This is a genomic window from Bacillus ectoiniformans (genome assembly GCF_016908875.1).
Taxonomy (GTDB): domain Bacteria; phylum Bacillota; class Bacilli; order Bacillales; family Domibacillaceae; genus Bacillus_BX; species Bacillus_BX ectoiniformans.
Map to the genome: position 1 here is coordinate 242576 of NZ_JAFBES010000001.1, position 25955 is coordinate 268530.

Annotated in this window: 22 protein-coding genes and 2 riboswitches; of the genes, 8 read left to right on the top strand and 14 right to left on the bottom strand. The window is 40.6% G+C overall.

All coding sequences use genetic code 11. From position 1 onward, the window contains the following. Positions 1–16 precede the first annotated feature (16 nt). Positions 17–454: a MarR family winged helix-turn-helix transcriptional regulator gene (locus JOC78_RS01235; RefSeq protein WP_204552906.1), complete on the bottom strand. Its 438-nt coding sequence runs from the start codon at positions 452–454 to the stop codon at positions 17–19. Positions 455–515: 61 nt separating this feature from the next. Further along, positions 516–2093: a bifunctional metallophosphatase/5'-nucleotidase gene (locus JOC78_RS01240; protein WP_204552227.1), complete on the bottom strand. Its 1578-nt coding sequence runs from the start codon at positions 2091–2093 to the stop codon at positions 516–518. A gap of 161 nt (positions 2094–2254) precedes the next feature. On the opposite strand from JOC78_RS01240, the gene JOC78_RS01245 reads away from it, so the two are divergent. Together JOC78_RS01245 and JOC78_RS01250 are read left to right on the top strand one after the other, a co-directional pair. After that, positions 2255–3745, top strand: coding sequence for a PAS domain-containing sensor histidine kinase (locus tag JOC78_RS01245; protein WP_204552229.1), 1491 nt, complete (start codon positions 2255–2257; stop codon positions 3743–3745). A 222-nt stretch (positions 3746–3967) separates the two neighbouring features. Beyond that, positions 3968–4387, top strand: coding sequence for a hypothetical protein (locus JOC78_RS01250; protein ID WP_204552231.1), 420 nt, complete (start codon positions 3968–3970; stop codon positions 4385–4387). Positions 4388–4471: 84 nt separating this feature from the next. Here JOC78_RS01250 and JOC78_RS01255 read toward each other — a convergent pair whose 3' ends face one another. Then, positions 4472–4945 carry a methylated-DNA--[protein]-cysteine S-methyltransferase gene (locus tag JOC78_RS01255; RefSeq protein ID WP_204552233.1) on the bottom strand — a complete coding sequence of 158 codons (474 nt, stop codon included), beginning with the start codon at positions 4943–4945 and terminating at the stop codon, positions 4472–4474. Positions 4946–5078: 133 nt separating this feature from the next. Between JOC78_RS01255 and JOC78_RS01260 the strand changes: the two genes are divergently transcribed. Next, positions 5079–6107, top strand: coding sequence for an acyltransferase family protein (locus JOC78_RS01260; protein WP_204552235.1), 1029 nt, complete (start codon positions 5079–5081; stop codon positions 6105–6107). 18 nt (positions 6108–6125) lie between these two features. Further along, complete coding sequence (locus JOC78_RS01265; RefSeq protein WP_204552237.1) at positions 6126–7874, top strand: B12-binding domain-containing radical SAM protein; 1749 nt, start codon at positions 6126–6128, stop codon at positions 7872–7874. Between the two features lie 118 nt (positions 7875–7992). On the opposite strand, the gene JOC78_RS01270 is transcribed toward JOC78_RS01265, so the two are convergent. The 6 genes from JOC78_RS01270 to JOC78_RS01295 all read right to left on the bottom strand — a co-directional run bounded on the left by JOC78_RS01270 (position 7993) and on the right by JOC78_RS01295 (position 16856). Beyond that, positions 7993–8769, bottom strand: a complete 777-nt coding sequence (locus JOC78_RS01270; RefSeq protein WP_204552239.1) for a TerC family protein — start codon at positions 8767–8769, stop codon at positions 7993–7995. Between the two features lie 98 nt (positions 8770–8867). Then, a riboswitch (yybP-ykoY riboswitch) is annotated at positions 8868–8970 on the bottom strand. 68 nt (positions 8971–9038) lie between these two features. Further along, positions 9039–12110 (bottom strand): efflux RND transporter permease subunit, encoded by a 3072-nt coding sequence (locus JOC78_RS01275; protein WP_204552241.1) that lies wholly within the window; start codon positions 12108–12110, stop codon positions 9039–9041. A 185-nt stretch (positions 12111–12295) separates the two neighbouring features. Continuing rightward, positions 12296–13681, bottom strand: coding sequence for a Na+/H+ antiporter NhaC (gene nhaC / locus JOC78_RS01280; protein ID WP_204552243.1), 1386 nt, complete (start codon positions 13679–13681; stop codon positions 12296–12298). A 179-nt stretch (positions 13682–13860) separates the two neighbouring features. After that, positions 13861–14880, bottom strand: coding sequence for an EAL domain-containing protein (locus JOC78_RS01285; protein ID WP_204552244.1), 1020 nt, complete (start codon positions 14878–14880; stop codon positions 13861–13863). Positions 14881–14924: 44 nt separating this feature from the next. After that, positions 14925–16499 carry a peptide chain release factor 3 gene (locus JOC78_RS01290; protein WP_204552246.1) on the bottom strand — a complete coding sequence of 525 codons (1575 nt, stop codon included), beginning with the start codon at positions 16497–16499 and terminating at the stop codon, positions 14925–14927. A gap of 114 nt (positions 16500–16613) precedes the next feature. Then, the gene (locus JOC78_RS01295) at positions 16614–16856 is read right to left on the bottom strand and encodes a YueH family protein (protein WP_204552248.1); all 243 of its coding nucleotides are present in this window, start codon (positions 16854–16856) and stop codon (positions 16614–16616) included. Between the two features lie 161 nt (positions 16857–17017). Here JOC78_RS01295 and JOC78_RS01300 point away from each other — a divergent pair, with 161 nt between their 5' ends. The 3 genes from JOC78_RS01300 (at position 17018) to JOC78_RS01310 (ending at position 19188) form a co-directional block, all read left to right on the top strand. Beyond that, positions 17018–18235: a NupC/NupG family nucleoside CNT transporter gene (locus tag JOC78_RS01300; protein WP_204552249.1), complete on the top strand. Its 1218-nt coding sequence runs from the start codon at positions 17018–17020 to the stop codon at positions 18233–18235. A gap of 99 nt (positions 18236–18334) precedes the next feature. Next, complete coding sequence (locus JOC78_RS01305) at positions 18335–18772, top strand: OsmC family protein (RefSeq protein ID WP_204552251.1); 438 nt, start codon at positions 18335–18337, stop codon at positions 18770–18772. Positions 18773–18936: 164 nt separating this feature from the next. Next, positions 18937–19188 carry a GlsB/YeaQ/YmgE family stress response membrane protein gene (locus tag JOC78_RS01310; protein WP_204552252.1) on the top strand — a complete coding sequence of 84 codons (252 nt, stop codon included), beginning with the start codon at positions 18937–18939 and terminating at the stop codon, positions 19186–19188. Positions 19189–19247: 59 nt separating this feature from the next. On the opposite strand, the gene metC is transcribed toward JOC78_RS01310, so the two are convergent. The 5 genes from metC to JOC78_RS01335 form a co-directional block, all read right to left on the bottom strand. Further along, positions 19248–20420 (bottom strand): cystathionine beta-lyase, encoded by a 1173-nt coding sequence (gene metC, locus JOC78_RS01315; RefSeq protein ID WP_204552254.1) that lies wholly within the window; start codon positions 20418–20420, stop codon positions 19248–19250. 6 nt (positions 20421–20426) lie between these two features. Then, positions 20427–21536: a methionine biosynthesis PLP-dependent protein gene (locus JOC78_RS01320; RefSeq protein ID WP_420829886.1), complete on the bottom strand. Its 1110-nt coding sequence runs from the start codon at positions 21534–21536 to the stop codon at positions 20427–20429. 75 nt (positions 21537–21611) lie between these two features. Then, positions 21612–21717: riboswitch (SAM riboswitch) on the bottom strand. 73 nt (positions 21718–21790) lie between these two features. Then, on the bottom strand, positions 21791–22789 hold the full coding sequence (locus JOC78_RS01325; RefSeq protein WP_204552258.1) for an ABC transporter substrate-binding protein: 999 nt from the start codon (positions 22787–22789) through the stop codon (positions 21791–21793). A gap of 70 nt (positions 22790–22859) precedes the next feature. After that, on the bottom strand, positions 22860–23618 hold the full coding sequence (locus tag JOC78_RS01330; protein ID WP_204552260.1) for an ABC transporter permease: 759 nt from the start codon (positions 23616–23618) through the stop codon (positions 22860–22862). After that, positions 23602–24387, bottom strand: a complete 786-nt coding sequence (locus JOC78_RS01335; protein WP_204552262.1) for an ABC transporter ATP-binding protein — start codon at positions 24385–24387, stop codon at positions 23602–23604. Before JOC78_RS01335 ends, JOC78_RS01330 begins: the two co-directional genes overlap by 17 nt. 238 nt (positions 24388–24625) lie before the next feature. Between JOC78_RS01335 and JOC78_RS01340 the strand changes: the two genes are divergently transcribed. After that, the gene (locus JOC78_RS01340) at positions 24626–25882 is read left to right on the top strand and encodes an NAD(P)-dependent malic enzyme (RefSeq protein WP_204552264.1); all 1257 of its coding nucleotides are present in this window, start codon (positions 24626–24628) and stop codon (positions 25880–25882) included. The last annotated feature ends 73 nt before the right edge of the window (positions 25883–25955 follow it).

The window sequence follows — 25955 nt, forward strand, 5'->3', positions numbered from 1 at the left end:
GTTCCCCTTTCTAAACCTAGGATAAATCCCTGATGGATAAACCGAGCTTCCTTAAAAGCTCAATGGCCGTTTGCTGTTCCTCTTCACTCAAAGTCTGCATTAATTGATGAATGTTTTCTTCATGCTGAGGAAAAATACGGTCTATAAAGTGTTTGCCTTCTTCAGAAATCTCTGCATATGTCACCCGCCGGTCAGCCGGATGCGCGACCCGCTTCAATAAAGATTTCTTTTCTAACTTATCTACTACATATGTGATGCTGCCGCTGGCAAGCAGGATTTTACTGCCAATTTGCTGAAGGGGCTGAGGACCTTTATGATATAAAAGTTCAAGAACAGCAAATTCAGTAGGGTTTAATCCAGATTCGTAAATATATTCATTCACTTGTTCATTTAAGACTTTATATGCTCTTGATAGGACAATAAATAATTTTAACGATTGTTTACGTTCATCCATATGACTCATACAGTGCCTCTCATTTCTGTAAATTAACTCTTTTGGTTCATCAAGCATTCACTTATTTTCCTGGATACCAAATCGTCCAATTGTGATTCACGGCTGCTTCGACTTTGCCATGTTTTTTAAAATGCCGAGCCAGAAGTTCCGACATATCTGTTTGAATTTCCTTCAATACTTTTCTGCCCTTAAACATGAAGTAGTCTCCCCCGCCTCCTGCACGGTAATTATTCATCACCACTTGATACATCCTGTCTGATTTAACTTCTTCCCCTTGATGAGTCAAGGATACGACACGGCTGCCCTCTGCTTTTGTTAAGTCAATACAATACGAGATCCCTTCCCACATATCATAATTATAATGCTGAGGCTTTGGGTAAATAAATTTCGGATTTACGACGGGTCTCTCCTCATGATCTAGGGAAAAATAGGAAGCCGAACGCTCTAAAGCTCTTCTCATATCATCTCCAGATATTTCAATAACCATTAAAGAATTGGGATAAATGTAGTTCGCGACAATATCTCTCATCGTCACTTGGTTTGGAAGACCGGGAGATCCATTATGAAATAGAGCTGTACTTGAAATATCAGCCCCGGCTGCTTCCATCTGCACGCGGTTAATCAATTCAATTAAAGGATGTTCCGCAAGCCTTACCGTTAGCGGATCATCAATTTTCATATCTCCCTCTACATAACCAATCACCTCATCAAGCCATCTTTGCGTGTCTCTTTCTTCACGTTCGACAAGCTTAATGAGGTCTTGATCGGTTTTCAGCGTTTTCGCATCGATCAGATGTGGAGTGGCAGACTCTATGATATAACGGCCATCCCCTTTGGCAAGTTCCAGCGTCACTTGTCCGATGCTTTCACCAGAGAACCCCGGCTGCACCACCGTTACTCCATTCACCGTTTCAGCCATTCTCCTATGCTGATGGCCTGTCAGCAGAATATCAATTCCATCCACTTCCGTACAAATACGGTAAGCCTGATTCTCCCCTTTTTCTTTTCGCTCAATCCATTCGCCGTTGGACAGATTGACTTCAAATCCGCCATGATAAGAAACAACCATCACATCAGGTTGTTCATGACGATGAATATACTCAACCCATTTTTTCACAGATTCCACGGCATCCAAAAACTTCAGCCCTGAAATGTGGTCCGGCTTTTCCCAATTTGGTATGTAATGTGTCGAAACTCCTAACACGGCTGCTTTCATCCCATTAGCAAATTCTTTTATAATATAAGGACAGCCAAGAAAAGGTTCCTCTTCTTCATTCACAATATTGCAGCTTAAGAATGGGAAGTCTGCATCGCGAGCCGCTCTTTCTAGAACTCCAAGGCCATAGTTAAACTCATGATTTCCGAGAATCGCCGCATCATAGCTTAAATGATTCATCGCCTTCACCATCGGATGTGCCTCTTCTTGATTGCTTCTGACATAATTTGCAGCTAATGGCGTCCCCTGCAAGAAATCTCCATTATCAATCAGCAGCACATGTTCATCCGTTTGTTGAAGTTCTTTAATATAGGAAGACAATTTAGCCAGACCAACATCCGTGCGGCTATTCGTTCCATATTGGATCGGCAAGATTGCTCCGTGAATATCACTCGTTTCGAGAATAATTAATTTCTCTTTCATACAGTGTCCCCCTCGTTCTTTCTCTTACTTCAAACTTACACGTTTTCACTGTCTTTTTAAAGTAGTAAATGATCACAGAGACTGGTTCTTTTAACTTATTAAGAGAAAACAAGAAAGTTTTGCTATAATAGTAATAATGACAGTAAAAGGACGACAACCCTATGAAAAATAAGAAGACACGTATGATATATTTAGCCATTGTGATTATTCCAACCCTTCTATCCATTCTATTTTTCTACCAAGTACTCCAGGATCGGGCGGAAGAACAGCGGAATACTCACCTAGAATGGGTCGCCAATATTCACAAGAATCAAATGGATCAGTTCATTAGTGAGATCAAAGTAAGTCTTAGTATATTAGCGGTCAGTGCTGAAGATCAGCTAACTGATTTGAATAAAGTGCAGAATACCCTCAAAAAAACAGCTGGAAAAGATCCTCGGTATGGAGGAATATACATATTAGACTTTGAAGGCAATGTGCAAACAGGCACCAACGATCTGCTGAAACAATATAACCTGAGAAATAAGCCTTATATTAAAGATGTGCTGTTAACGAAAGATATCGTCATTTCCAATGAAGCAGAAACTCTGACGAATAATCAGCCCGTCATTGCGATTGCTACACCCGTAATGAAAGAAGATGAGGTATCAGCTATATTAATGGCTCATATGCGGCTGGATTATATGAGGAATATTATTGGCTTATTGACACCTGATCAGCACATCGTTTTTGAAAATGCCAAGCAGATTCCTATTTTCACTGTGGATGGCGGCAAAGAAAAGTCTTCTTCCGAGAATTCAGTTAAATATCCACTTTCTCAGCTTCCGTGGAATATTGTGATTTCCGATGGCAGAATGTTTGAGAAGAATGTCATGCCTCTTACCCTTTTATTCGCAGCTATTGTCATGGTGACTCTGCATATAGCCTTTGTTCTCTTAAAATACGTTATGCTTAAGCAGCAGACGAAAGTCGAGAAAATGCAGCAAGAATCACAAAAGCTGGAATTAATCGGTACGCTCGCTGCAGGCACGGCTCATGAAATACGCAATCCGCTTACAGGAATCAAAGGGCTTGTGCAGCTGCTGAATGAAAAATATAACGATCCTGAGGATGAATACTATTATTCTATTATTAATAAAGAAATCGCGAGAATAAACCAAATCGTCAGTGAGTTTCTTATATTAGGCAAGCCCACAGCCCAAAGAATTCAAGTGATTGACATCAGAGACATACTATCAGACGTCAGCCCATTAATCTCATCAGAAGCCAACTTGTACTCCATGGAATTTAATATGGTCTTGCCAGATGAAGAAACCCTTATTAAGATTAATGTCGATCAATTGAAGCAAGTGATATTAAATTTAACAAAGAATGCATTTGAAGCCATGAGCGAAGGCGGTCATTTAAGTCTAGTCGTTGATAAAGGGCCAGCACATTGTCAGCTGACGATTTCCGATACAGGCATCGGGATTGAACAAGATCAGCTCGAACTCATTTTTAAACCATTCTATACTTCTAAAGAAAATGGAACCGGCCTTGGTCTTGTCGTTTGCAAACGTATTATCGATTCCTTTGATGGAATAATTGAAGTAGACAGTGAAGAAGGAAATGGTACAAACATTTATATTACACTGCCGCTGCATCAAAAATAAGCTTGCCAATAAAACAAATAACGCACATGTCATAGTAAATGGCATGTGCGTTATTTGTTTTCAGTAAAAAAACCTAAAAAAATTATCATTTTATAGAGGAGCTGAGTTTAAGACAGTCTTTCAAAGGTAATATAGTAAAGTGAATATTATAGATAAATAATAATTTCTAGTGATGTATAAGTCATATAATAGAACTGATATAAAGAAAGAGGAGAAACAGCCATGGATATCCCAGCAACGCCTGCTCCCGCATTAGAGTGGGGAGAACGGCATGTCACTTTTTTTGATCCAGCGACACAAACGCGCCGTACACTTTCAAGCTATTCCGAAGCTAAACAATTATTGCAAGTGACATCTGATCCATTCGTTTGTACGATCGCCACCATATTTGCTATGAAATGCATCGCCGATAATTGTTCAGAAACTGAGATTGAACGATTTAAACAGGAGATACAGCGTGAGAGCCAATGCTTAAAAGATTTAATTAAAAGCGAGGCCCCCATTTCTGATTTTCTTACTCGATTATTGAAGGCCAGCACCCGCTCTCTTTCAATCAATGGAATGAAAACGGATATTGCCCATGAAGCGATTCGAATTTCTATAGAATTAGAAGAGTATTACTCTTTGCCTAAAACATCATAAATGACAATGACTGCCAGGTCTGAAGACGTCATACTGCATTTAGCAGTTGAGAGTTCAGGATCTGGCTTTTTTAGCATGATTGAATTACAGGGTCCCTTCTATCTTTAAGAGAATTTCTTTCATGTCTACCCTGCTGCCAGCGTAGCCGACGAGCTTCCTGTTCTTCCCGATCACTCTATGACATGGAATAATGACAGGCACTGGGTTCGCTTTATTCGCCTGTCCTACTGCTCGCACAGCTTTGCTATTACCAGCTAAAGCGGCTATTTCCTGATAAGACACTGTCTTTCCAAACGGAATCGTTCGCAGCGCATCCCACACCGATTGCTGAAACGGTGTGCCTTGCACGTCCAGAGGCAAATCAAAGGTGTGCAGCTTTCCTTGGAAATATTTGTGAAGCTGGTTACTTGCTTCAAGTAGCAGCGGATCATTCTGAGAGTAAACGAATCCAGGAGCTTCTTCCCGTTCGCCAAACGAAACAGAACAAATCCCTTTGGAATTACGGGTAACGGTTAGTTTGTTGATCGGACTGTCAATAATAGTATAGATATGTTCCATTTTGATCCTTCCTTTGCCATCATGTTTTATTAGCAGTTTAAGATAAAATCATGTATAATGCTAGGATGTGTTTACAGAGTTAATAAGTAAAAAGATAGTTCATTTAAACTAACTGAAGTCAGGTGAATTTACAATGTCTAAAAGGGATTATTATTTCGACAATGCAAAATTTATACTTATTTTCTTTGTCGTATTTGGTCATTTGATCCGATCATATATCGGAGATAATCCTACCATATTTGCTTTGTACGCAACCATTTATTTATTTCACATGCCAGGGTTTATCTTAGTATCTGGATTTTTCGCAAAAAGCTTTTACAAGAAGGGTTACATTAAGAAGATCTCCCAAAAGATCTTACTGCCCTTTTTTATCTTTCAGCTTGTCTATTCAATCTTTTATTTCTTTCTTTATGAGGAAAAAGCATTTGAGTTTAATTTACTCATACCGCATTGGTCACTGTGGTTTCTATTAAGTTTATTTTTCTGGAACGTCTTGTTGCTGGTTTCTGTGAAGTGGCTTAAACTTAAGCCCGTCATCGCAATATCGGCAGCATTTATCATTGGGATCTTTATTGGTGTCATTGAACATAATCTCAGTGTCTTAAGCTTTGCCCGTACGTTTGTCTTTTTCCCGTTCTTCTTAGTTGGATACTACTTAAAGAAAGAACACTTTACCTATTTATCTGGAAAAACAATTCGAACGGTGTTAGTCGTTGTTTCATTAATGATTTATTATTTCGCTTATACTCATTCTGATATTGATCAGAAATGGCTGCTAGGTTCTTCTTCGTTTGCTGATTTGGGAGCATCTGACTTAGAAGGCATTCTCATGCGAGTAGCTATCTACGTATTAAGCTTTACAATGATTGCCGCTTTTTTTGCTTATGTACCAAGAAAGAAATTTTTCTTTACGGACTGGGGCAAAAACACGCTGTATGTTTACTTGCTGCACGGATTTATCATTAAGACGTTCAGAAACAGTGAAGTCGTTAATACGGCTGAATCAGTAGTGCTTCTCTTAACCGTTTCACTGTTATTGACGATGCTTCTCTCTTCTCCTGTGGTTACTACCATCACACAGCCTTTAATTGAAACCAAATGGTCAAGGCTGAAAAGAATGTTAAAAAGAGAGCCAGAAGCGAAGAATATTAAAGAAAAGTAAGAAGGAGACAATTCACTTATGAATGTTGCTGTATGCACATTAAATGCAAAATATATCCACACGAACCTGGCTCTCCGCTGTTTAAAGGCTTATGCGGAGCCTGAATATCATATAGATCTCGCAGAATACACAATCAAAGACCCTTCTATTAATATTGTGACAGATTTATATAAGAAGAAACCTGATGTTCTCGGCTTCAGCTGCTATATCTGGAACATTGAAGAAACGATCAAAGTGATTGAAATGTATAAGAAGGTCAGTCCTGACACCATAATTATTTTGGGTGGACCGGAAGTCACTTATGATGTTCCCTACTGGCTAGATCGTATACCAGAAGCTGATTTTATAGCTATAGGAGAAGGGGAAGAAACGTTTAAGCAGCTGCTTGATGAAATCAGCGGCTCTAAAAACTTTGAATCCGTCTCTGGCATCGGCTACCGCCGTGATGGAAAACCCCACGTAAATCCTCAGCGAAATAAACTTGATTTACGTGAAGTGCCTTCCCCTTTCCGTTTTGAAGAAGATAAAGAACAGTTGGGTAAACGAATTACTTATATTGAGACAAGCCGTGGCTGTCCGTTCCGTTGTCAATTCTGCTTGTCTTCTATAGAAGTCGGCGTGCGTTACTTTAATCGAGAAAAAGTCAAAGAAGATATTCGCTACTTAATGCAAAACGGAGCTAAAACAATTAAGTTTGTCGATCGCACATTCAATATCAGCCGCAGCTATGCAATGGAAATGTTTCAATTTTTGATTGATGAACATCTTCCCGGAACTGTCTTTCAATTTGAAATTACAGCGGATATCATGCGGCCAGAGGTCATAGAGTTTTTAAATGATAATGCCCCTGCCGGCCTGTTTCGATTTGAAATAGGGGTTCAGTCAACCAATGATGAAACGAACGATCTTGTCATGCGAAAGCAAAATTGGTCTAAACTGACGAGAACTGTTCTAATGGTGAAAGAAGGAAAAAAAATTGATCAGCACCTTGATTTAATTGCCGGTTTGCCTGAAGAAGATTATCATTCCTTCCGCCAAACCTTTAATGATGTATTTGCCCTGCGCCCTGAAGAGCTTCAGCTTGGCTTTTTAAAAATGCTGCGCGGAACAGGACTTCGCATTCGGGCGCATGAACACGACTATGTATATATGGATCATGCCCCATATGAAATATTAAAGAATAATGTTCTTTCATTTGCTGATATGGTAAAGATTAAACAAGTGGAAGACGTCTTGGAGAAATATTGGAACGATCATCGAATGGATGAAACCATCGAGCATTTAGTTCAGCATGTATTCCCAACCCCTTTCGACTTCTTTCAAGCGTTCGGCTCCTATTGGGAAGAACAAGGCTGGGAACGAATTGGGCATCAATTAGAAGATTTATTTAAACGATTGTCCAGTTATCTCAGAACGACTGATCTGCCTGATATTCATCATGTAGAAAGCATTATGAAATATGATTACTTAATTAATCAGCGATACAAACCAAGAAAAACTTGGTGGACGCCTACTATGGAGAAGAAAGATCGCTCCGTTATTTATCAGCAAATTTTAGAGAACCCCTCTCTCTTAGGTGAAGAGTTTGTTCAATTAGGCTTATCCGAGAAAGATTTGTATAAACACACACTTTTGGAAGAAATGACAATGGTAAAAGAGAATGGCCAATGGTCGGAACATGATCATTTGCTTGTCATATATTTTGACCCCGCTGTCAATAAACCGCGCCCTTTTAACCTGAAAAAGGAACAATTGCACTCTAGCTAACCACTAAAAAAGGTTCTTGCCGTTCAATTCACAATGAACAGCAAGAACCTTTTTTGTGATTTCTCATTTTATATAAAAAGCCTTAAAAGCAGCATGTACCTGCTTTTAAGGCAAAGGATTAATGAGCGGTTTCGTCAACAGCTCCCTGTTTTCTGGAAACAAGGTATCCTCCAACAGCAATACCGATAAGCACGACCCAGAATGTCAGCTTCCAAGGAGTCGATTCCGGGAAATGTTCATTAAGAATCTGTACCTTTGGATGCGCAAGCGTAAAGACAGCCAGTTTAACACCTACCCAGCCGACAATCAAGAAAGCAGCCGTTTCAAGTGTAGGATATTTCTGAAGCACTTTTACAAACCATGTTGCAGCAAATCGCATAATGACAACGCCGATCAGCCCCCCAAGAAGCATGACTAAAAATTGACCTCCATCAATTCCTCCGACCTGGAACCAGCCCGTAGGAGACAACGTAACTGCAAGCGCAACTGCAGCAAGCATGGAATCAATTGCAAATGCAATATCCGCTACTTCAACCTTTAATACAGTCATCCAAAATGAAGAGCCCTTCTTTTCTTGAATTCCGTGCCCTTCAATATGATCCTCTTTATGCTTCCATTTTTTATATAAATGGTTAAAAGCTATAAAGAACAAGTAAAGAGCGCCAATAGCCTGTACTTGCCATACCTTTACTAAAAACGATATTAGAAATAGTGCTAGAAAACGGAAGACAAACGCTCCCAATAACCCATAGAATAAAGCTTTCTGTTGCTGCTCTTTTGGCAAATGCTTCACCATGACAGCCATAACCACGGCATTATCTGCAGCTAGAATCCCTTCAAGAGCTATTAGCACAAGCAGCACCCAGCCGTATTCCAGCATCATTGCTCCATCCATAAATGTGATCTCCTCCTACAAACGTATCTTTTTATATATACCCAAAAACCTTCAAACAAACAAAAAAGACCTCTGCCATAATAGGCAAAGGTCTTGCTGAGCATAATCACAATCATGCCAACAAAGCCGATGGATCAAGATCCACGAATTGACGACTTTGTTTTAGGTAAATACCTAACGCTACTCCCCTTTGACTTACGTCATTGAAGATTCAGTTGTCTGTTAAAGATATTATAATCATTTTTTGATTCAAAGTAAACTCATTTACATTACTCAGCCTGTTTTTTATTCATTCTTCTCGTTTCTTTATCGAAGAAACTATAAACCACTGGAATGACGTAAAGGGTTAAGAATGTGCTGGAAATTAACCCGCCGATGACTGTAATACCCATTGGCTGATTGATCTCTGTGCCTCCTCCTATACCTGCTGCAAGCGGAACTAGTCCTAGGATCGTTGTCAGCGCCGTCATAAGAATCGGCCGTGCCCGGTCTTTAGCAGACTCGACAATGGCCTCATAGCTGCTCATATTCAATTGTTTCCTCTGAATAATATAATCCACGATAACAATGGCATTATTAACTACTATCCCCGCGAGGATCAAGACACCAATGACAGCTGGAATACTGATCGGCGTTCTGGTGACTGTAAGGGCAACAGCTACCCCGACCACACACAGTGGAACAGTGAACATGATGACGAATGGATATTTAAATGATTCGTATTGTGCAGCCATGACGATATAAATAAGCACAATTGCTAACAGCAGGGCTAACACCATATCATCAATTGAACTTTCTAATAGGTCTCTGTCACCGCCGAACGTAATTTTTGTTTCATCCGCAATATTCAGTTTAGCGATCTCTTCATCTATCCGTTTGGAGACTGCTCCAAGGTTGGTAGCTGAGGAGTATTTAGCCGTAAATTGGACCGCTTCCTGCTGATTAATACGCTTGATGCTGACGGGTCCTTGATTGATCGTTATATCCGCCAGTTCATTTAATTCCATATAATTTCCTGATGGTGTTTTGACTAATAATTTTTTTAATTCTTCTATATTTTGGGTCACACGGTCATCATATCTGACATACACCGTTTGTACCGAAGATGTCTCATCTATTATTTGCGTAGTTAAGACACCGCGCGTGGCGTTGTTCACGATTGTAGCGATTTGAGCCGGTGCCAGGCCGGCGTCTGTTGCTTTCGCCCGGTTTACCTGGATTTGAATTTCTTTTACTGTTTCCTCACGATCAGTTGATACTTCCGTAATCTCATCAATATTTGTAATAGCTTTGTCGATATCTTTAACCGCTTGGTTTAAACGCTGTTTATCCGTATCTCGCACGTTAAACACAACCGTTTGCGGGCTGGAACCCGATGCAGATTGCAAGTTAAACGTTACTTCAGCTGTTTTATTCACTTTTTGAGCCGCTTTTACAACGTCCGGCTTGACATCATCTACATAGGCAAATACAGAACGGTCTCTCTTATCTAGATCTGTTAGTTTAACATAGAGCTCTGCCACATTCGTTGACCCTGTGCCCCTGAATGAATCTTCTTGTGTAGATCCAATAAGGCTTACATAGACGTCAGTATCTTTCTCTTTGCTGAACTCTTTTTCCATAGCTTTTACTACCTTATCTGTTTCAGCTAGGGACGTTCCGTTTTCCACTTCTACTTTTACATTGAAAAACCCCTCATCTGTTGGCGGTAAAAATTGTGAGCCGACAGTAGTTAAGCCCAATCCTCCGCCGACTAAAAAGACGAAAGCCATGAACAGAACCAAAAGTCTGTGACGCAGCGCCCACTTAATAGAACGCTCAAACTGCAGTGATGATTTAGAAGCTTTTTTATTTTCTGCTGTCTCTCTAGGCTTTTTCAGCCATCTGCTTGCGATCATTGGGATAACAGTTAAGGCCACCACTAATGAAGCAATCAAACTGAATGAGATAGTTAAGGCAAACTCTTTAAAGATTTGGCCAAGAATACCTGAAATGAACACGACCGGCAAAAATACAGCGACTGTCGTTAAAGTAGAAGCGGTAATCGCGCCTCCTACTTCTTTCGTTCCCTCTCTAGCAGCTTCCTTCGAGTCTTTGCCCATAGATAAATGACGGTAAATATTTTCTATAACCACGATAGCATTATCGACAAGCATACCGATCCCTAATGCTAAAGCACCTAGGGTCATAATATTTAAATTAAAATCAGCAAAATACATTAAAACAAAGGTGACGATAACGGAATAAGGAATGGCTACACCGATAATCAGCGGACTCTTTACATTTCTCAAAAACACAAAGAGAACAAGCATCGCAAAAGCTCCACCTAAGAGCAGCGAATTTCCGATATTTCCTATAGATAATCGAATATAGTCTCCCTGGTCAAATAAAATGTCTGCATCCACATCTTTATATTGATCCTCTTTTAACAATTCATCTAGTTTTGTTTGAAATTGTTTGGACACTTCCGCTGTATTCGCATCTGCTTGCTGAAGCACACTTAGAAGTAAAGCGGGATTTTCATTCGCTCTTGTAATAGATCCTGTTTTTTTAGGTGTAATTTCTACAGTTGCTACATCCGACACCTTTACTTCTTCTCCGCTTAGAGGATTAACAGACATCACAAGGTTTTTAATGTCTTCAACATTGGTAAGCTTGCTGACTATTCTTGTAGTAAGTGACATGCCGTCAGACTCAACGGGATCACCCGGGAGTGAAATATTATTGGCTTGAATCAGCTGAACCACATCTGACTGCGACAAGTTATATTCCTCAAGCTTTTTTTCATCCAGTTTAATTTGAAGTTCTTCTTCTAAAGAACCCGTCACACTGACATTCGCTACCCCTTCAACTGTCGTTAAATCTTGCTCTAATTCTTTAGCCAGTTTTTGAAGTTCATCTTTACTTTTTGTTGACTGAAGTGACAATTGAATGATTGGAAATTGTGAAGGGTCGAACTTAAAGAATTGCGGCTTATTAGACTCACTTGGTATAGGAGTTCGGTCAATTCGCTGCAATACGTCTGATTGCACCTCATCAATTTTGGTGCTCCAAGAAAACTCCATTAGTATTAAATTAGAGCCTTCCCTCGTCGTCGAAGTGATATTTTGAATGCCAGGAAGAGTAGCTAAACTTGCCTCTAATGGCTTGGTCACTTTCTCTTCAATTTCTGCAGGACTTGCTCCTTCATAAGAAGTAACGACGACGGCAATTGGCGGATTAATATCCGGTATAAGTTTTAATGGTATTTTTAAAAGAGACACGACACCTAAAATGATGACTAAAAACATGATGACTGTGGTGAATACCGGTCTCTTAATTGAAAAATTACTGATTCTCAACAAACAATCCCCTTTCTTCTGCTGTTCCATCTTCCTGTAAATACTTGCTTTACTAACTATAAATCACCAGCGTTTTGTTATTCAACTTTAAAACGCTAATTTATAGATAATCCTGCTTATTTTTGACAAAAAATAAACGAAATAAAAGCACCAGGCATTTCAGCGCCTGATGCTTCCAAAAAAACTTATTTACTTTCTGTTTTAGTCAGTGTCCAGCCTGTCCATGCGAACACAAGTGTTAAAATGGGGCTTAACAGACAAAAGAAAGCAAATGGCAAGTAATCGATTGTTTTCACTTCCAGCATATTCGTAATAAATACTCCGCACACTCCCCATGGAACAAGGGGGTTGATCACCGTTCCGGCATCTTCAAGCGTTCTTGACAGGTTCTTTTTGGCCAGTTTCACTTTTTCAAACTGTTTTTGAAAAGCTTCTCCTGTCAGCAAAATAGATAAATATTGTTCACCGATCACGAGATTAATTCCAATTGCCGATGCCGCAGCAGAAGTAACGGTCGTACTCGCCTTTTTTAATCGCTGCTCTACTGCTTCAAACATTCTTGGCACAACCCCAAGAGTAAACAATAAACCGCCAAGGCTAAGAGATAATAAAACAAGCGAAACGGTAAACATCATACTTTCTATTCCGCCTCTGGTCAGCAGTGCATCTACTTCGGCATTCCCTGTTTTTGCTGTATAACCAGAAAATAGCACTTGAAAAACACTAGCCAATGTCTGATTGGAATGAAAGAATGACAACAACACACCAGCAATAGAGCTGACAGCAAGCGTAATGAATGGTGAGACTTTTTTAATAGACATGATAAATAATATCAGTAACGGAATCCACGCATACCAATGAACTAAATTCTCTTGTACTAAGGTAGCTTTAATCATATCAATTTTAGGGAATTGCACTTCCCCGGCTTTTGGAGAAATCACGCCAAACAGAACAAGGGACAGGAAGAAAGCAGGAATCGTCGTCCAGCCCATATTTTTTATATGTTCAAATAAATCTACCCCTACGACTGATGCCGCTAAGTTAGTTGTATCTGATAACGGAGACATTTTATCTCCAAAGAATGCACCTGAAACAATAGCTCCTGCTGTGATGGCAGCGCTTGCATCGATTGCTTGGCTGACGCCTATAAACGCAACACCGATGGTTGCAACTGTTGTAAGCGAACTCCCAATTCCAATTCCGACGATGGCTGTAACGATAAATACAATGCTATAAAAAAAGGATGGAGTCACAAGTCCGAAAGCCGCATGAATCATCGTAGGAATTGTTCCAGAAATAATCCAGCTGCTGATAAGAATTCCAATTAAAAAGAAGATGAATACAGCATCCATGCCTGATTTTGCCCCATCGATCATACCTTCTTTCAATTTTGCAAACGATATCTTCTTCCCCATTCCATAGGCAGCCAATAGAAAGATAGAAAGTAAAATCGGAATATGCGGTACAGATTCAAGCCAAATGATAGAAGAACTGATAACTGCCATGATGACGATCGTCATGCCTATAGCCGCTGCTAAAGATGGCCTGGTGACCGGTACAATTTTAAACATAGATGACACTCCTCATGTAAGTAGATAACTTTTCTGCTTAAACGCTTTTATGCAATAAAGTGATTTAGCAGCAATTATAATTATTAAGCATGATAGGTTACGTGTCAATAATATTTTCAACATTTGTATTCTTTATACGAAAAACCAGCCTATTCCACTGGAACAGACTGGTTTTATTGTTAAATCAGGTTAGGCACTAGCGCCTCTGGACTTGGTTTGCCAATGTAGTAGCCTTGTGCCAAAGGAATACCGATGGATTGACAATATTGCATTTCTTCTTGCCGTTCCATCCCTTCTGCGAGCATGGTAATCCCTAAACCATTTGAGATAGAAAGCACTTCATGAAGGAACTGTTGTTTCTGTTCATCCTGATCACAGAATGAAATATAAGACCGGTCTACTTTAACGTAGTCAGGCTGAAGCTTTTTCAGCATTTCAACTGTAGCAAACCCTGATCCCACATCATCAAGAGCGACTTTCATTCCCTCTCTTTTATATGTATCCAGGACGTTTTTTAAATGCGGAACATCGACGATATTTTCCGTTTCAACCACTTCAAATACTAGGTTAGCGGGGTCAACCCCATAGGCATCAACGATCTTAAAAGTATGCTTCAAACAAAACTCCGGATTATAGATGGTAGAAGGAAGAAAGTTAATAAAGCTTTTCAGGTCAGCTGGCACTTTTTCTTTCCTCGTTTTAATCGCCGCTTCCCTTGCCCGCTGATCAAGCAGGGAATGCAACCCCGTTTCATTGGCTGTGCGAAAAATTTCCATCGGAGAATAGTTCTCGTCCTTCGAGCCTGATCGTAAAAGTGATTCATACCCGTAAAGCTGCATATTCTGCAAGTTAATAATTGGCTGAAGATGAGCCACCATATTTCCTGTTTGTATAAAATCGATCACTTTTTTATTTTTGAGCCGGTTGAGCAATTCCCCAAAAGGAATAAGGCGATCTGGATGCGGCTGGTCTGACGTTTGGGATAAACCCGCTAGAATAGCAGAAAAATCACTTCTGGCTGTCCAGCTTTCCATTCTTTCAGCCAGCGCTTCACTGCTCGTATATGACAGCTGATAGTAACCACGCTGATAAGGAATCTCCATTTGATCAAATGGGTTCAATTCTTTATCAGATTTTACATATAAATACCCTTTATTGTAGAGCGGAATGTGGATACCGCAATGAATACATCCAGTCATTTACTTACACCCCCAGGCTTAATTACTGCACAATCTCTTCATTTCTATTCCATTGGACTATATAGTTTAATCTGTTCGTTCTTATCCTGGAACCAGCGAAGAGCAAATTCGTTTTCAAATAAGAAGACTAAACGGTCAAAACGATCTTTCACTAGCATGCTGCGTGAATTAGAAAGATTTTCATTTACATCCTCTTCATTTTCTATCCAGCGGGCGATTTTTGAACCGATCGGCTGCATCATCACTTCTGAATTGTATTCACCTTTCATGCGGTGCTCAAATACTTCAAACTGCAGCTGGCCTACCGCTCCAAGAATATATTCTTCTGTTCTTAGCGTTTTGTACAGCTGAATCGCACCCTCTTGCACCAGCTGTTCAATTCCCTTATGGAAGCTTTTTTGTTTCATGACATTTTTCGCTGAAACCTTCATAAACAGTTCAGGCGTGAACTGAGGAAGCTTTTCATACTGAAGCAACGGCTTCTCTCCAACCAGTGTATCCCCAATTTGATAAGTGCCTGTGTCATAAAGACCGATGATATCGCCGCTTACTGCCTCATTCACGGTGCTGCGGTCATCTGCTAGAAATTGGGTCGATTGAGACACCTTTGATGACTTACCTGTCCTAGTTAATGTGACGCTCATCCCTCTTTCGAATTTCCCTGAACAAATGCGGAAGAAAGCGATACGGTCACGGTGAGCCGGATTCATATTGGCTTGGATTTTAAATACAAAACCTGAGAATTGCTCGCTTACCGGGTCGATTTCTCCTTGATCTGACATACGCGGCTGCGGTGCCGGAGCGAATTGAAGGTAGGTTTCCAAAAAGGTTTGCACACCGAAGTTCGTAAGCGCACTTCCGAAAAACACTGGTGACAACGTTCCATTAGCAATTCGTTCTTCAGAAAATTCATTGCCCGCTTCTTCAAGCAGCATGATTTCTTCTAGTGTCTGATTATATAAATCAGATTGCTTAATCTCATGATCAACAGCTAATTCGCCCTCATCATTTAAAGGCAAGAAACGGTCTTCCTCTTTTTCTGTCCGGAATTGTTCAATGCGGTTATTAAAGCGGTCATAAATTCCGAAGAATTCTTTTCCCATACCGATCGGCCAATTCATTGGATAAGATTCAATACCAAGCACTTCTTCTAGCTCAGCCAGCAATTCCAGCGGCTGTTTCGCTTGACGGTCAAGCTTATTAATAAATGTAAAGATCGGAATCCCTCTCATACGGCACACTTTAAACAGCTTTAGTGTCTGCGCCTCAATCCCTTTCGCCGCGTCGACGATCATCACCGCGCTGTCAACTGCCATCAGCGTACGGTATGTATCTTCACTGAAATCTTGATGTCCTGGTGTATCTAAGATGTTTACACGATATCCGTCATACTCAAATTGCATAACAGAAGAAGTAACCGAGATCCCTCTCTGCTTTTCGATGTCCATCCAGTCTGATGTCGCATACTTCCCTGTTTTTTTTCCTTTTACGGTACCCGCATCTCGGATCGCTCCTCCGAATAGCAGCAACTTCTCTGTTAACGTCGTTTTACCGGCATCCGGGTGGGAAATAATTGCGAATGTTCTTCTAGAAAGAACTTCTTCTTTTAATGAAGCCATATTGTATGTCCAATCCTTTCAAAATAAAAATCTTCTATTTAACTTTATTTTATTTACCTTCTTTTTAGGCTGTGTGCAAAATGTTACTATAGCGAAATCACCTAAAAAAGTCTATTACATTTCCCGAACCCATTGGTTAATTCTCCAGGCGATTTGTGAGGCGCTTTCCTCATCTAAGCCTCTGTTTAAAAAAGATCCGTTAAGTTTATTTACAAGTTCTGCATCCATTTCTTCATATGAAAAAGCAGCAGACCATTCCTGTGCCGGCACGGCGACCATAAAGGATTCTTCCTTTTTATTTTCGTAAATATATACTTTTATTTCCTGATCTTGTAAGACTGTCTTTCTGATCTTCACGTTTACTCACCCTCTTAAAAGAATATAACTATAGCAGACAATTTTCACAATTTTTCGGCTCATAAAATCTGTCTTATAGCGCATTGTATTACTTATCATTTCATTATAAACTATACACTTGCATCTTTGGAAAACAAAATAATTATGAAGGAGTGAGCGCGTTGACTTATGTATGGGGAATATTCGGCATCTTGGTAGTTCTTGGTATTGGTTATGCGTTTTCTGTCAGCAGAAGCCATATTAAATGGCGCACAGTACTCGGAGGCTTAGCCGTTCAGCTTCTTTTTGCTTTCACCGTTCTCAAATGGGAATGGGGCAAAGAGCAAATGCAAGGGTTAACAATGGTAGTTAATGCCATTATTGAATATTCGAATGAAGGGATTAAGTTTTTATTTGGCGGTCTGTATACAGATGAATCAAATATCACCTTCGTATTCGCCTTAAATGTATTGCCGGTTATCATTTTCTTTTCAGCTTTAATTTCTGTTTTGTACTATTTAGGAATTATGCAGTTTTTTATCAAGATTATCGGCGGTGCTCTTGCTAAGCTGCTTGGAACTAGAAAAGCAGAATCTATTTCAGCAGCTGCTAATATCTTCGTTGGGCAGACGGAAGCGCCACTGGTCATCCGTCCTTACATTAACCGCATGACAGAGTCCGAACTATTTGCGGTGATGACTGGCGGTTTGGCTTCAGTCGCAGGTTCAGTTCTTATTGGATACGCTTTATTAGGTGTTCCTCTTGAGTATTTACTGGCTGCAAGCTTTATGGCAGCTCCAGCTGGTCTTGTCATGGCCAAGCTGTTTATTCCTGAAACCGATGAAACACCGGAACCAGCCGATATTCAGATGGAAATGGACAAGGATACAACAAATGTGATTGATGCAGCAGCCAAAGGAGCCAGCGTTGGGTTGCAGCTAGCTTTAAACATTGGTGCGATGCTTCTTGCGTTTATTGCTTTAGTTGCGATGCTGAATGGTATTCTCGGCTTAATTGGAGGCTGGTTCGGTTTTGGACAGCTTTCACTCGAATTAATTCTAGGGTATGTATTTGCTCCATTGGCTTTTGCGATCGGAGTGCCATGGGAAGAAGCGGTTCAAGCCGGAAACTTTATCGGCCAAAAACTTGTTATTAATGAATATGTAGCCTATTCAAACTTTGCTCCAGAAATTGATCAGTTATCAGATAAAACTGTCGCTATCCTAAGTTTCGCTTTATGCGGATTTGCCAACTTGTCTTCAATGGCGATTCTTCTTGGAGGACTTGGAAATTTAGCCCCAAACCGACGCTCTGATATCGCAAGGCTTGGTCTAAAAGCGGTACTTGCTGGAGCGCTTGCTTCACTGTTAAGTGCGGCTATTGCTGGAATGCTGATTTAATTCGTTCATAGGTGTCTTCGATGCTCTCTGTTTAGTTTATCCTCTTCTGTAAAAGGGGAGATAACAGTTATAACACAACTGATAAGGAGAGAGATATGAATGGATTTGAACGATGCAGTTTATTCCACATTAGTAACCGTTAAAGGCGGCAGAGAGGGCAATGTATCTTCTGATCATGGAAACTTTAATTTAGACATTACAACTCCTGAGGCATTCGGCGGTCAAGGTACACCAAAAGGAAGCTATCTGGACCTCTTAGGTGCAGCACTTGCTTCTTGCTACAGCAACGCCCTTCAAGAAGCGGCGAGAATCGATGACCATGTTGAAGAAGCATTTGCAGATGTTGCTACACAAATCGACGTTCTTAAAGACCCGGAACGCGGAGGATTTAAACTGCGAATTACCCTTTTAGTGAAGCTTTTCGGAGGACGATACAGTGACATATTAGACCAGCGTGTGTTTGATGAAGCAAGCGGCCTCTGCCCGCTTCTCAAAGCGCTTGAAGGGGAATGTGAATTACTGGTGCGAAAATTGTAGAATATCTAAAAAGAAGCGGAAATCCGCTTCTTTTTTTATTTCTTTACTTTTATCGGAAAAATCTAAATAATTTTTTATTTATAATTTATGTTTTATATTTCGTTTCTGGGGAATACATAAACCAAGCAAGTAATCAAGAAAAACTTTTGAAGGAGGAAACAAAAATGGGATTCATTATTTTCTTAATCGTAGGTGGAATCATTGGCTGGTTAGCTGGAATGATTCTAGGTAAAGACGTACCAGGCGGAATTATCGGTAACATTATTGCAGGTATTATTGGTGCTTGGATTGGTGGAGCATTACTTGGTGACATGGGACCAACTGTAGGCGGTATGGCTATTATCCCTGCTTTAATTGGTGCAATTATTTTAGTATTTGTCGTAAGCTTTATCATGAAAAAAATGAGTCATGCATAATTGATTTTTTTCTTAAAGAACACCCGGTCATTTAAATGACCGGGTGTTCTTTTGTTATATTATTGATTCACTTTTTCTTTATTTACCGCAAGAAATGACTCTTCAAAATCTGCAATCAAATCTTCCGCAGATTCTAAACCAACAGATAAGCGCAATAAACCGTCTGTAATTCCCCTTTTATACCTTTCTTCTCTAGACATTGCTGCGTGAGACATATTAGCCGGATAGGATAGAATCGATTCAACGGCCCCTAAACTAACCGCAAACACAGGAATTTTAACCGAATTCACAAATTGCCTTACTGCTTCTTGATCTTCTAATTCGAACGAAAGAACAGCGCCAGCTCCATTCGTCTGGTAGGTATGAACCGCATGCCCCGGGTGATCCTTTAACCCTGGATAGTACACTTTTTTGACCAGCTCATGTTTTTGCAAGAAATTTGCCAGTGCCTCTGCAGTTTTAGAAGATTGCTCCAGTCTCACATGAAGTGTTTTCATCCCTCTTAACACCAGCCAAGCATCCTGAACGCCTAGAACGGCTCCAAATGAATTTTGCAGCTGATATAAACGCTGTCCGAGCTCCTCATCTTTTGTGACAGCAAGACCAGCCAGCACATCACTATGTCCAGATAAGAACTTAGTCGCGCTATGCAATACAACGTCCACCCCCAAATCTAGGGGACGCTGCAAGGCTGGCGTTAAGAAGGTGTTATCAACAAATGTCAGGCAGTCATGAGCCTTTGCAAGCTTTACAATACCTTCAATATCTGTCACCTTGAGCAGAGGATTTGAAGGCGTTTCAATATAAAGCAGCTTTGTATTCTCTTTGATGTGGCGGGCAACTTCGTGAAGGTCCGTCATATCAACAAACGTATGCTCAATCCCGAAACGATTTAGCACGGAAGTGACCATACGATAAGTTCCCCCATACACATCCTCTGTGATTAATACATGATCCCCTTGTGAAAGAAGCAGAAATGCTGTAGAAATAGCGGCCATTCCCGATGAAAAAGCAAGCCCTCTCGCTCCGCCCTCTAATTCAGCAATCGCTTCTTCAAGAGCGGCTCTTGTCGGGTTTCCCGAACGGCTGTAGTCAAACTTTCCATATTGATCAAAATCATTTTGGTGAAATGTTGAAGCATGCTGGATCGGAACACTGACAGCTCCTGTCGTTTCCTCGAACTTATGTTTATTATGCAATAGCTTGGTTTGAAAAGAATAGTTGTTCGTCATATCCGATCACTCCTTCATTTTTTTAAATGCTTGCTTTAAGTCGTCAATTAAATCCTCCGCGTGCTCAATACCAATGGAAAAGCGAAGCAGACGGTTGCAAACGCCGTTTTTCATACGCACTTCTTCCGGAACATCCATATGGGTTTGGGTAGCCGGGTATGTAATAAAGCTCTCTACTCCTCCAAGACTTTCAGCAAATGTAATCAATTTTAAATTTTGCAAGAAGGCATCGACCCACTCTTCTGATTGAACTCGGAACGAAAGCATACCGCCACGGCCCGGATACAACACATCTGTAATTTCCGGACAACATCGAAGAAATTCGCTAATTTGCTTAGCATTCGCTTCGTGCTGCTTCATTCTCAGGCTGAGCGTCTTCATTCCGCGAATCAGGAGCCATGAATCAAACGGCGACAAGACGGCCCCAATCGAGTTCTGCCACTCTCCTACTTGTTTAGCAAGTTCTTCTCCCTTTACAGCAATCAAGCCAGCCAGTACATCGTTATGCCCGCCTAAATATTTTGTGGCGCTATGGATGACAATGTCTGCACCTTTTGTCAGGGGCTTCTGTAAAAGAGGTGTGTAAAAGGTATTGTCAACAATTAAAAGCAATCCATGTTTGGAAGCGAAGGCTGCAATCGCTTCTATATCCGCTTCTTGCATTAACGGATTAGTTGGTGTTTCTAAGAAAATAACTTTCGTTCGATCGGTAAGTTTTTTTTCTGTTTCAGCAAGATTTTGAAAGTCATCATAAAAGAATGAAAAGCCAAACTTTTTCCATCCTCTTTCAAATAGACGGTACGTTCCTCCGTAGATGTCTGCAGATACGATCCACTCATCGCCGGGGTCGAATAGTGAAAGCAGTGTGTGAATTGCCGCCATGCCTGATGAAAAGGCGAACCCCGCATCTCCCTCTTCTAAATCAGCTATCGCCTGCTCCACAATTTCTCTTGTTGGATTCCCTGTTCTTACATAATCATATCCGCTGGAACGGCCGATGCCTTCATGACGATAGGCAGTAGATAAATATAGAGGCGGATTAACCGTCCCCGTGGCTTCCTCACTTCGGTTGCCTATCTGAGCTAATATTGTTTCAATTCGTGTGTTTGTCATCATGATCGCTCCTTCTATGTACATTACAAAAAAATAAAAAGCCTTCTTATAGAAGAAGGCTTTTTTTAAAATAGCTTCTCCTCATCTTTCGGACACATTCGTCCGCTGGAATTAGCACCTTGACTAATTAAAGCCGGTTGCTGAAGCATCATCGGGCCAGTCCCTACGCTTCTCTGGATAAGAGCTTATGAAATTTTTAAGGTTTGTTCTAATGTACAGTAAAATGATCGAAATTACAACCATTGATTCAATATTTTTTATTGAACGAATTGAGAGTCAATTAACTTGGCGAAGTCCGGCTGATTTTTTAAGAACTTGAGGTCATAAGAAGAATTAGCAAATTCTTGAACAACTTCTTTATTTACGTCAGACGTATACGTAATTCTTTCCCAAGCAGCATCCACCACATCTTTATCAAGCTCTTGTTTTGTCGCCTCTTTAATGCTTGCAATTGTCAGCTTTTTCGCTTCTTCTGGATTTTCGTTAATAAAATTAATGGCTTCCTGATGAGCGTCTACAATTTGTTGAACTAATTTCGGATCTTCCTCAATCAGCTTGCCGCTCGTAGCTAAGACAGAGTTTGGAAGTGTCGTACCAAATGATATTTCCTTGCTGTCTACAATTACTTCTGCACCCTGCTCTTTTACAAGTAAAGTCCCCCATGGCTCCGGCACAGCAGCTAGATCCACTTTCCCAGACTCGAATAATCCTGCATACTGAGCCGGCTTACCAGTCGTATGCTTTAAATTTCCGCCAATACGATTAGATTTAATGCCGTAATCTTTAATAAACGTTTCCATTTGAACGTCATGAGTACAGCCGACACCCGGTGTAATAAACGTTTTACCTGCAAAATCTTCTACTGACTTAATTCCACTGCCTTTACGGGCGACAATGACTGTTCCGCCTGATGAACCGCCTGCCACGATCTTCACATCGGCTCCATTGGAGAAGTTGTTCATAACTGGACCCGGCCCTACTAATCCGGCATGCACATCTCCCGTTTTCAGCGCGACCATAAAGGCGCCTCCATCCGGAAATGACTTGTATTCAATATCTACATCTTCACCAAGCGCTTTTTCATAAAACCCTTTTTCTTTCGCAATCATCGCCGGAACGTGATCAAGATTTGGAAAATAGCCTATCACTACTTTTTTCTTTCCTTCTTCTCCGCTTTTTTCATTTGAGTTGCAAGCTGAAAGAATTCCTGCTGCCAATATTAAAAATACCCCAATAAACGCCCACTTTTTTTTCATGTTCTTCCCTCCACTATCTTTCTTTTTATCACTTTGGCCTTATTCTTTTTATAGCCAGTTATCATTGAGTTTAGCTGCTTTCCAATCCCCAGCGGCGCATGACATTTTTTTCAATGCGCTGGAACAACACGAGATCTACTAGCGTGCCGATAATTCCTATTAATATCATGACAGCGATCACGAGACTCATATCTCCAAAATCCGAGGCATATTTCAGCGTATAGCCAAGCCCTGGACCTGTGCTTAAGATTTCCGCAGCCATTAATGCACGCCACGCAAACGCCCAAGCAAGCCTCATTCCAGTCACTGCATATGGTATCGCTGCAGGAAAGATCACTTTAACAAATAAATCGACTCCACGAGACCCCATCGTTTGAGCTGCCCGCAAGTATAGAGGCGAAACATTTTTAATTCCCATACGCATATTGATCGTCATGACAAGCGTCCCGCCGAGCACCACGATAAAGATGACGGATTTTTCATTTAACCCGAACCACATAATCGCTAAAGGAAGCCATACGATACTCGGCACACTTTGCAACGCAAGTACGAGCGTTCCAAGCGTGTCATCCGCTGTTTTTGATTTAGCGAGTAAGATCCCAAGGCCCATTCCTAGCAGCAGGGAAATAGCCAATCCAATCGCCAGTCTTTGAAAGCTCGCGGCTAGATCATACGTTAACGTGTTGTCGCTGAATCCACGAATAAGAGCTTCCCAAACATCTGTCGGTTTTGGCATGACGTCGGCTGTCCAGCCCCCTGCACGCACGATCAATTCCCATGCGATTAATAATGTTAGAAAAAAAATGATTTGCTTACTGGTTCGCAGCATATGCTAGCTCCTCTTCCACCACTTTATCGATTTCCTTTTTCAATAATTGGTTGATTTGTTTTTCAAGCTGGATCGTTTCCTTCTGATCGAAACGGCGAGGTCTAGGCAACTCTACTTGGATATCGGCAATGATCGTTCCAGGTCGCGTCCCCATCACAATAATCCGGTCAGATAATTTGATTGATTCTGAAATGCTGTGTGTCACAAATAAAATGGTTTTCTTTGTTTCAAGCCAAATTCTCTCGAGCTCCACATGCATTCTTGCTCTCGTTTGTTCATCCAGTGCGCCAAATGGTTCATCCATTAATAACACTTTTGGATTCATAGCAAGTGCCCTCGCAATGGCCACTCGCTGCTGCATGCCGCCGGATAATTCATGCGGATATTGTTTAGCGCTATTAGATAGCTGAACCATTTGTAAATATTCCTGCGCTCTTTTTTGAGCCTCTTTTTTCGTCATTTCTTTACGAAGCGGAAAGATGACGTTATCTTCTACAGTCAGCCATGGAAATAGTGCTGCTTGCTGAAACACCATTCCGCGGTCCTTGCCCGGCTTTTTAATGAGCTTCCCATCTAAGCGAATCTCTCCAGAAGTCACTTGATCCAGTCCCGCTACAATAGAAAGTAAAGTCGATTTCCCGCAGCCGGATGGCCCAAGAATTGAAACAAATTCCCCTTCTGCTACAGATGTATCAATATCAACTAACACGTCATTCGTTTGTTTATCTTTTTTGTATTGTTTATTCACATGATTAATTTCTAAAAACATGTTTTAACCACCCAACTTATTATTCTTATTTGTATTATCGGATTTATAAGTATTATATACTCTATGCCTAGGATGTCAATTGGTTAAATAAATTTTTTAACAAATCTGACAAAGTTTCTAAAAAATTAATAAATTTTCTGAAAACTCTGTTGATTCTCCTTTTTTACTGTTATATAATAAAAAACATTATTATAAACTGTATTGATACAGAAAATATAAATATAGAGGAGAGTTAATCATGAAGAATTTAAAAGAAGAAGCTTTAGAGATTCACCGCCACCACCAAGGAAAGCTGGAAACATCCGCTAAATTAAATGTGAAGAACTTAAAAGATTTAAGTCTGGTTTATTCTCCTGGCGTGGCTGAACCATGCCTTGAAATTCACGCTGAACCTGAAAAAATTTATGAATATACAATGAAAGCCAATACGGTCGCTGTTGTATCCGACGGAACAGCCGTATTGGGGTTAGGAGATATTGGCGCGGATGCTTCCTTGCCTGTTATGGAAGGGAAATCCATTTTATTTAAAAACTTCGCAGGGGTTGATGCTTTTCCAATTTGTATCAGCACAAGTGATGAAGAAGAAATAATTAAAACAGTGAAGCTGTTAACGTCTTCTTTCGGAGGAATCAACCTTGAAGATATTAAAGCACCGAACTGCTTCATTATTGAAGAAAGATTAAAGAAAGAGCTCGATATTCCTGTTTTTCATGATGATCAGCACGGAACTGCCATTGTAACACTGGCCGGTTTAATTAATGGGCTGAAATTAGTTAATAAGCAATTTACCGATCTTAAAGTTGTCATTAATGGTGCTGGGGCGGCAGGTATTGCCATTGCTAAACTATTAATTAACTTTAATGTAAAAGAAATTATTATGTGTGATTCCAAAGGAGCGATCTTTGAAGGCCGTCCTTACGGGATGAACCCGATTAAAGATGAGGTTGCTGCCTTCACTAATCAAAGCCGCTTAGAGGGCACATTAGAAGATGCCGTGAAAGACTCCGATGTTTTTATAGGCGTATCTGTCGCTGGGGCTTTAACTCCTTCGATGATCCAATCGATGAATAGCGACCCTATCGTTTTTGCAATGGCAAACCCTAACCCTGAGATTATGCCAGAAGACGCGAAGGCAGCTGGTGTAAAAATCATTGGCACAGGCCGTTCTGATTTCCCTAATCAAGTCAATAACGTGCTTGCTTTCCCAGGGATTTTCAGAGGCGCGCTTGACACCCGTTCTAGAGATATTAATGAAGAAATGAAAGTGGCAGCAGCCTATGCCATCGCTTCTCTCGTGGCAGAATATGAATTATCAGAGGATTATATCATCCCATCTGCATTTGACCCGCGTGTAGCTCCTGAAGTGGCGGCTGCGGTCGCAAAAGCAGCAATGGATTCCGGTGTAGCGAGAAAACATATTGATATTGACTCGCTGCGAAATAAAACCTATCAGCTCTCTGCTATTCAAGTGAAGCCTGCAGAAGTTATCATTTAAATGGCCTATACTCCGGCCGATGCTTGTTAGCCGTTAGAAAAGAAAGATCTATATGCATCAGAAACAGAAAGCC